General features: G+C 38.2%; 11 protein-coding genes. All 11 read right to left on the bottom strand.

Annotated features, from left to right (window positions below; genetic code table 11):
* On the bottom strand, positions 1-891 hold an 891-nt coding region (locus BMW61_RS21215; protein WP_242876862.1), incomplete at its 3' end, for a Fic family protein.
* Between the two features lie 223 nt (positions 892-1,114).
* Positions 1,115-2,296 (bottom strand): MFS transporter, encoded by a 1,182-nt coding sequence (locus BMW61_RS21210; protein ID WP_175475341.1) that lies wholly within the window; start codon positions 2,294-2,296, stop codon positions 1,115-1,117.
* Between the two features lie 114 nt (positions 2,297-2,410).
* Positions 2,411-3,310 carry an SIR2 family NAD-dependent protein deacylase gene (locus tag BMW61_RS21205; protein WP_091826013.1) on the bottom strand — a complete coding sequence of 300 codons (900 nt, stop codon included), beginning with the start codon at positions 3,308-3,310 and terminating at the stop codon, positions 2,411-2,413.
* On the bottom strand, positions 3,294-4,112 hold the full coding sequence (locus BMW61_RS21200; RefSeq protein WP_330388574.1) for a protein-ADP-ribose hydrolase: 819 nt from the start codon (positions 4,110-4,112) through the stop codon (positions 3,294-3,296). The genes BMW61_RS21205 and BMW61_RS21200 overlap by 17 nt, the downstream gene beginning before the upstream one ends.
* 53 nt (positions 4,113-4,165) lie before the next feature.
* Positions 4,166-4,606, bottom strand: a complete 441-nt coding sequence (locus BMW61_RS21195; RefSeq protein ID WP_022776971.1) for an Rrf2 family transcriptional regulator — start codon at positions 4,604-4,606, stop codon at positions 4,166-4,168.
* Positions 4,607-4,841: 235 nt separating this feature from the next.
* Complete coding sequence (locus tag BMW61_RS21190; RefSeq protein ID WP_091826010.1) at positions 4,842-5,057, bottom strand: nuclear transport factor 2 family protein; 216 nt, start codon at positions 5,055-5,057, stop codon at positions 4,842-4,844.
* A 180-nt stretch (positions 5,058-5,237) separates the two neighbouring features.
* On the bottom strand, positions 5,238-5,435 hold the full coding sequence (locus BMW61_RS21185; RefSeq protein WP_139176513.1) for a hypothetical protein: 198 nt from the start codon (positions 5,433-5,435) through the stop codon (positions 5,238-5,240).
* A 14-nt stretch (positions 5,436-5,449) separates the two neighbouring features.
* Positions 5,450-6,274 (bottom strand): ornithine carbamoyltransferase, encoded by an 825-nt coding sequence (locus BMW61_RS21180; RefSeq protein WP_091826005.1) that lies wholly within the window; start codon positions 6,272-6,274, stop codon positions 5,450-5,452.
* A gap of 32 nt (positions 6,275-6,306) precedes the next feature.
* Positions 6,307-6,903: an ATP-binding protein gene (locus BMW61_RS21175; protein ID WP_091826002.1), complete on the bottom strand. Its 597-nt coding sequence runs from the start codon at positions 6,901-6,903 to the stop codon at positions 6,307-6,309.
* 20 nt (positions 6,904-6,923) lie between these two features.
* Positions 6,924-7,334 carry a hypothetical protein gene (locus BMW61_RS21170; protein ID WP_091826000.1) on the bottom strand — a complete coding sequence of 137 codons (411 nt, stop codon included), beginning with the start codon at positions 7,332-7,334 and terminating at the stop codon, positions 6,924-6,926.
* Between the two features lie 124 nt (positions 7,335-7,458).
* On the bottom strand, positions 7,459-7,802 hold a 344-nt coding region (locus tag BMW61_RS21165; RefSeq protein ID WP_242876861.1), incomplete at its 5' end, for a transposase.

Genomic DNA, 7,802 nt, shown 5'->3' with positions numbered 1-7,802 from the left:
TTCCTCAATGTCCTGTTTTTTATCACCAATGTCCTGTTTTGCTTTCTCAATGTCCTGTTTTTCGAAATATCCACTGATATGCATATTTCTGTTATGCAGTTCATTATGCTCACCAAGTAAAAGATTTCGCATAAATGATTCCAAATACTCCGTAGTAGCATGTACTCCCTTTGAATAATCGTTGTAATTTGCCCTTACAAGCGCATTTCTAAAGTACCATGCATTCTCAGCAAATATTTCGTTAGTAACATCAAATCCCATTGTCCTCAGATATTTGATAAAGAAAACAGCGGTTGTTCTTGTATTCCCCTCCCCAAAAGCATGTATTTGCCATAGGTTAGCGACGAATCTCGAAAGATGTCTGATATCATCTCTGATATTATCATAAGAATACTCATATTCCTTTTCGGTCTGTAGATCATACTCAAGTGTAGCTTTCAAATCCAAGGCATTACCATAATGTACAGATGCTCCATCCAGTACCCATTCTTTTTTAGAAATATTATAGTCCCTGATTTTTCCGGCATGGTCATATATTCCTTCAAAAAGTCTCTTATGAATACCAAGATACTGAGGCAGTGAAAAAGTGAATGCATCATCAGACAATATAGCTGCTATTCTTGCTGATACGCAGTCTGCTTCTTTTGTCCTGTCAGTATCCCTTGAATTTGATGTCTCATAATAACTCTCAATGAGCTTCTCTGCTTCTGAGATGGTTATTTTTCCTTCAATATTATTTTGCGCGGTATCTTTAAGATAGTCTGAAGTCTTAAGTCCATCAACAGCCTGCAGTCCGACAGCTGTATACCAGGCATAACCAAGTTTTCTCTTATCCGGTTCAACATGCCTTATATATTCCTCAAAAGGATCTTTTTTTATATCCTCACCCATCGATAATATCTATCTCCCATCTGTTTCATTTAAGAAAATTATACAGATGAATCCGTCTTTTGTCATTGAAACCGAAAAGTCATTTTTATATGAATATGTTCACATTTTATTCTGTTACCTCTATCACTTCATACTCATCATCTTCCTTAAGCATGCCAATAAGAATTGTCCCAACTACTTTCTTTCTCATATCAGTCACTGTCTGCATCATCTTCAGATATAACTACCGATACTTTCTTCGAATATAGAACACAGAAATTACTAAAACAACAGGAAAGCCTATTCCTGCCAATACACCTGCCTGCAAATTATTTGCTGCGTTTTCCGATACACTTCCAATAATGGCTGGTCCCACTGCTCCGCCCAAATCTCCCGCAAGTGCAAGAATTGCAAACATTGCCGTGCCTCCGGTTGGAAGGGCCTTAGATGAAATGCTAATTGATCCCGGCCACATTATTCCTACTGAAAAGCCGCACATCGCACATCCTATCAAACCGATTAAAGGAACACTTACCAGCCCTGCTATTAAATAACACGCAAAGCACAAAATTCCCGATCCCATCATAAAAATCGTCAGGTCAACTTTTTCACCGAATTTACCATACAGCAATCTGCTTATTCCCATGCATACTGCAAATCCGCAAGGTCCTGCCAAATCACCAACACTTTTTGAAACATGTAATGCAGATTCAGCAAATGCAGATGCCCATTGCCCCATGGCTATTTCCGAAGAGCCTGCACAGATCATAAGGATAATAAAGATCCAAAATGCTTTTGTTCTGAAGAGCTCAAGCATTGTCATGCTCTTACCATCTTCTACCAAAGGTTCTATCGGGCATGTTGCAAAATTATAAATGTTATACAAAGGTATGATTGACCATATAAGTGCCATTACTCTCCAATTATCTATTCCAAAGACAGAAAAGAAAACTGTGGAGCATACTACAACAGCGGCCCATCCCCAACAATAAAAGGAATGTAACAGGCTCATCATATTGTCCTTGTTCTCAAAAGGACATGCTTCAACAATCGGACTAACCAGGACTTCCGTTAAGCCGCTTCCTATCGCATAGATAATGACGCAAACAAGAATTCCATAAAATGGTACTAGCAATAAATCCGGTAGTAAAGAAAGTCCTGCAAGTCCCAACCCTGATGTGATCTCTGCTACGATAACACATACTCTGTATCCAAGTTTATCTACTACTCCGGCACATAAGAAATCAACTACCAACTGTGTAACAAAGAAACTGGTAGATAAAAGTGCAAGCATACCATAAGAAATATCGTAATCATTGTGAAATGTTATAAACAACAATGGCACGAAATTCGCACAAATTGCCTGCGTTACAAATCCCAAATAGCATGCAATCTGTGTTTTTTTGTAATTCTTCTTTATTTCCATTATTATTCTCCAGCTCTGATTTTCCTTCTCCTTTGATCTATATCTACTCTACAACTTGAATTTCAATCTGGTTTTGTTATATTTCATAGCGAGAAAACCACATTTTGCAGACATTTAAAGAATCTGCGTCTCAAATACTTCTCCTATATCACCATCAATGCATATACTTCTATCTGCAATTTCCTCCGGGCAATAGCTTTCGCCATAATTTAAGCAGGCATATACCGCTTTTTCATTTGCCAGCGTCATCTGCCAGAACGGATACTTTATTATTACGGGCGTATTAGCTCCTACTCCCAATTCAAGATAAAGAACATAAAGATTCTCATGTCTGCGAATAAAATCAGAATATGCTGCAGATGCCCTATGCCATCCTTCATCTTCGACAAAAGAATCATCAGCTCTCAAATTCATAGTCATATCAGAGCCGTCATCAGGACACTTTGGAATCAGCTCAGAAGGAATTTCCATCAGTAGCTTACCATCAATCGGTACCTGAAATACTCCCTGATCATCTCTTACAAAACCTTGTGCTTCCATAGCTTTCATTACCCACTCTTCATTATCAAAGGTTTTCTGAATAGCAGGATTCACGCTCTGAAACAAACCATAATCACCCTGAGTATAGAACAGTCTTTTCTTGTCAAAACCTGCTCTTTGAAACTGGTGATCTACATTTGTTGTGATAACAAAATAATCCTTATCGAAAACCATCTTAAGAAGATCCCTATACACTGGCTTTGGAGCATCAATATATCTGTTAAAATAAATATGTCTCGCCCACCAGGCCCAGCGTATTTTTCCGCTCGGAAACGGATAGAAACCACCTGAATACATATCTCTTATTCCAAATCTTTTGGCAAAGTCATAGAAGTATTTTTCAAAGCGCTTACCACTATATGTTAAGCCAGCAGATGTTGATAGTCCCGCTCCTGCTCCAATGACAATTGCGTCTGCTTCCTTGATTTCATGCAAAAGCCTTTTTATTTGCTCTTCATCATATAAGTTTTTCATAAATGGCCTTATCTTCGTCTTTAAAAACATTGAATATCACCCTTTCTACCTTACCAGGATTTTCACGAAGCCATTCTGATACAGTCTTAACCGCAATTTCAGCTGCTTCTTTATTTGGAAAATGAAATACTCCTGTTGAAATACAGCAAAAAGCAACGCTCTTCAAGCTATTTTCAGCACACATATCCAAAGTGTTTCTATAGCAGTTCTCCAAATCCTTTTCCAATTCAGGAGTAAGTTTGTACTGGACAATTGGACCTACTATATGAATTACTTTCTTTGCTGGAAGATTATAAGCTTCAGTAAGCATTGGAACGGCGGTCGGCTGTTCATAGTCTCTTCCATATCTGATTCGAAGTTCGTTCATCTGCCTGTTGCACTCAGCTCTTAATTGCACTCCTGCAAAAGTATGGATACAGTTATCTATACAGGTGTGCATCGGAACAAAACAGCCCAGCATCTGCGAATTTGCAGCATTCACAATAGCATCCACCGAAAGTCTTGTGATATCCCCTTGCCAGATAGAAAGTCCATCCCTGATAACCGGGATGTCTGACAGATTCACCACACCCTTTTCAGCCGCTCTTTCAGTCAGATATTCATCCTGTACTTTCATGACCTCAGAAGATAATTCTTTTGGCATACGAATATTCATAAGTGACCTTAAGATTCGTCTTTTATCTTCCGTACTATTTGGAGTCTTTAAATCCTTATATTCATCTGAATCTGCCTTGAATCCTTCTACAAGATAATCTAGACGTTCTTCCTGTGTAGTATTCTTTGACATAGCCTTAGTTTCCATATTCCACATCCTTCTAAAAAAGACTCTGAAGTAAACACCTCAGAGTCTCATTGTTAAGCTTCTTTTGCCAACAGTTCCTGCATTCCGGATCTTAAATCATTAAGAGTGTATTTTTTCATCTCTGATTCCATCGCTTCCTGGATGTTTTTCAATTTATCATCCAATAGCGAATGGATATTCCTACCAACAGGGCACTCTGGATTTGGTGATTCATGAAATCTAAATAAATCTCCATCCTCCAAAGGCTCAATTGCCTGATACACATCATAAAAAGTTATATCTTTAAGATCTCTTGTAAGCTCTATTCCGCCTGTTCCTCTGATAACATTTATTAGCCCTGCGTTCTTAAGCTGAGTAAGTATCTTTCTAATGATGACAGGATTCGTATTTATACTGGCTGCAAGAAAATCGCTCGTTACCTTGTGTTCATCCTTAAACGTATCCACACATGTAAAAATATGAAGTGCAACCGTAAATCTGCTTGATATCTGCATTTTTAATCTCTCCATTCCATTTCGGTCGGCGCAGAACAATCGTCCACTGGACGATTTGCGCCCTCCTGCCATCATTTTACTTCGTGACAGATGTAGTTGCAATGGTTACAGTCAAGACTCGCTCGCGAGTCTTGCGCGCCGGATTCGGGTCTGCTTCAGCAGACAAATTCCTGTCCGAATCCGTGCGCATCCTCGCGGAGCGTTTAACTCAGTCGGAGCTTGTACTCCGACTGAGTTAAAACTTTCCGTTTTCATTAGCCCATGTAGACTTATCAGCTAATGTCTCCATTACATCCCAGTGCTCTGCGATAAATCCGTTCTCAACACGGAACAGATCATAGTAGGTTGTTGGTACACCGCCAAAGGTTCCTTCCGAGCAGGCAAGAGCATAATCTCCATCTCCTGATACGAATGTTCCGATGAGAGCTAATGCTTTTTCCTTATTTGTCATGATTATTTTCCTTTCCGGGCTCTGCCCTGCGAGGTAATTATCCTCGAATGTTAAAAAGTTCATCGTTGTAACCGTAGTGGTTTCATCTGATGGTGTTAATATAGCATCGTTTTGATGTAATGTCAATGGTTACATCTAAATTTTTTCAAAAAATTTCCAGGTGCAGATAAACACCTGGATTTATAGCAAAACAAGGGAAGCTTTCTTTGCCCTTCTGTTGTATTCCTTCTCATTTAGAATTGTGTTACCGTCATCCACTGCTGCAAAGCAGAACTCTTCAAAGTTAAGTGCAACATCACAATCGGTAGCATAATTTGTAAACTCTACATTTATGAACTCGCTCGTTCTTTCATTCTCTGTGACTTGCTTGATTTCCACCACTTTATTCTCCCTTAATCTGATAAGCAATAGATTAAAATTGCCTGCTGCACTTTTAATAAACTCTGTTTAAACTCATATCCCACAAAGTAATCAGAATCAATTACATCTTCTGTTACTTCTTCGCCTCTATAAAATGGCGGACATGGATTTAGGATAGCGCCTTTATTTGCTACTCCCATCAAGTCTTTAGAAATCTGATAATCTTTAAATTCCCCTATCATGTTTGAAGGAATGGAATCCGTACAAATAATATCTTTACCTTCAAGCGCATTCTTCAAGTTATCATTACAAGTAACTCCAGAGATTTGATACTTTGCAGGACTACTCTGAGTTAATGAAAATCCGAGTGCCTCTGAAGCTTCTTTCCAGGCTCTCCCTATATTTCCATCTGCCCCTACAAACAAATACTCATCCTTAAGGTAATCAGCTCTGACTTTTGAGAGTGCATATAAATCAGACATCATTTCACAAGGATGGTTATCATTTGTCAGTGCATTTATAACTGGTATTGTCATAGCTGCAGCCATTTTATCAAGCATAGTAATATCCGGGTAACGGACTATAACAGCATCAGCCCAATTTTGAAGATATCCGCAAACATCCCTGATATCTTTCTTTTTATCTAACGTTGCAGGATCAAATAATATGGATTGCCCACCGAGAAGAAAAATACCCTTTTCAAAAGACACTCTGGTTCTTATGCTGGATGATGGAAAGAACATAACGATAGTCTTTCCTTTTAAGAAGCCCTCATACTGCTCTATAGAATCAGCAATCTTGAAAATCTCCAATAATTCACTTTTCTTGAAGTCTGTAAGTTTTATAAAAGATTTCATTTGTATAAAGATAATCCGTTGTTTAGAAGACCTTATTCATAAGTTTTAGCAACAATCTCAAATCGAGGAAGTAGCAAAGAAATATAACCATGTCCCGAAGATATGATTATACCTCTTTTTATCAGTCTATCACGATATCTTGAGAAAACAGCAGATGTCATGCCTACCTTCTTACATATTTCACTGACTTTGGTCTCATCCTTTTTTATTGCAAGAATGACTGCTCTATCCTGCTTTGATAATGAGGACCATATTTTTTTATATACAAAATCCTCAAGCATATCATCAAGCTTGAGGAGAATTTCTCTTAACTCCATTTCATCTCTATATTCATAATATAGAAGACCTAGCGCTTGGAATGCAAAAGCATATCCCTTAGTTATCCGTGCAAGGTTCTTGGCATCGTCTTCATCAATCTGAAAAATATCTGCATACTGTTTCGTTATTTGATGCAAGCTTAGTGGTTCTAATGTTATTTTCGGGGTTCTAAGCAAAAAAGTAAGAGCTGGGTCGTTCTGGATTGCATAGATATTTTCATATAATCCTGTCATTAACAGGAAAACCGGATAATCTTTTCTAACAAAAATTTGAAACTGACTCGCAAAGTGACGCATGTTGTCATCATGCATTACTTCATCAATAGTAATGATTACTTTTTTAATGAAGAAAGCATATTATCTATGATGCTTACGTTATCCTGAGGAGTATCATTTCCATTAACACCAATACCAAAACCTGCGATGGATATGTTGAATCCCTGTTTAAAGAAATCCGGGATTTTCTTGCAGGAATCGATCAAACGCATAGCACAGTCATTGATAAGATCCTGCGTTGAATTTAGGTCTATTACAATCCAGTCCTTATCCTTCCCAAGTTCATTTGTTATTGAAGTCATAAGTACAGTCTTGCCACTTCCTCTGATTCCTTCGATAAGATATGCCTGACTGATTGGATTGTCAGCCTCAAATGTACTTAAGATCATATCCGTATTTTCATATCTGGATATATATTCATTTGGCTGTTTTCCAAAAGTAAGAGTAAATGGATTATTCTTTTTCATAACATGACATCCTTTCATAATTCTTCATAATCCATTATACTTTCATAATTCTTCATAATTCAATATAGTTTTCATAAACTTTCATGAACTGCCTCCACCGACTCTGCGTCGGAAGAGGTTTCTGTTATGCCGCAGAGCGGCATGAACCTTTGGGATGCTTAACGCATCCCAAAGAACAGGGCATGTCCACTATGCCTCTATCCCATTGGGTTACCTTTGGGAATACTTTTCTTAAGATATTGGCAGCTCCGTTTATGTCTGCATTTGTTATTGTTCCATCGTAGTGCCTGTACAGTCCTCTTTTTATCCTTCTTCCTGAAAAAGAGTATTCTTTATTCTTCCCTTTTTCATACATGGGGATCGGATCCATGGCAAGAAAATCAGCCTTCGATGTATAGCTCTCCTCGGTCAGGGCAAATCTTATCCCGTATTCAGCAAGCTTATATCTTAGCATATCTGCAAATATCA

It is taken from the genome of Butyrivibrio sp. ob235, assembly GCF_900109475.1.
Classification (GTDB): domain Bacteria; phylum Bacillota; class Clostridia; order Lachnospirales; family Lachnospiraceae; genus Butyrivibrio.
Note: the sequence above shows the minus strand (reverse complement) of the source record. Positions and strands in the feature narration are given on the sequence as shown.

Excerpts from the sequence above, each read along its gene's own strand:
- BMW61_RS21175 (WP_091826002.1), bottom strand. The coding sequence starts at position 6,903 with ATGCATGATGACAACATGCGTCACTTTGCGAGTCAGTTTCAAATTTTT.
- BMW61_RS21195 (WP_022776971.1), bottom strand. The coding sequence starts at position 4,606 with ATGCAGATATCAAGCAGATTTACGGTTGCACTTCATATTTTTACATGT.
- BMW61_RS21170 (WP_091826000.1), bottom strand. The coding sequence starts at position 7,334 with ATGAAAAAGAATAATCCATTTACTCTTACTTTTGGAAAACAGCCAAAT.
- BMW61_RS21200 (WP_330388574.1), bottom strand. The coding sequence starts at position 4,112 with ATGGAAACTAAGGCTATGTCAAAGAATACTACACAGGAAGAACGTCTA.
- BMW61_RS21180 (WP_091826005.1), bottom strand. The coding sequence starts at position 6,274 with ATGAAATCTTTTATAAAACTTACAGACTTCAAGAAAAGTGAATTATTG.
- BMW61_RS21210 (WP_175475341.1), bottom strand. The coding sequence starts at position 2,296 with ATGGAAATAAAGAAGAATTACAAAAAAACACAGATTGCATGCTATTTG.
- BMW61_RS21205 (WP_091826013.1), bottom strand. The coding sequence starts at position 3,310 with ATGAAAAACTTATATGATGAAGAGCAAATAAAAAGGCTTTTGCATGAA.
- BMW61_RS21190 (WP_091826010.1), bottom strand. The coding sequence starts at position 5,057 with ATGACAAATAAGGAAAAAGCATTAGCTCTCATCGGAACATTCGTATCA.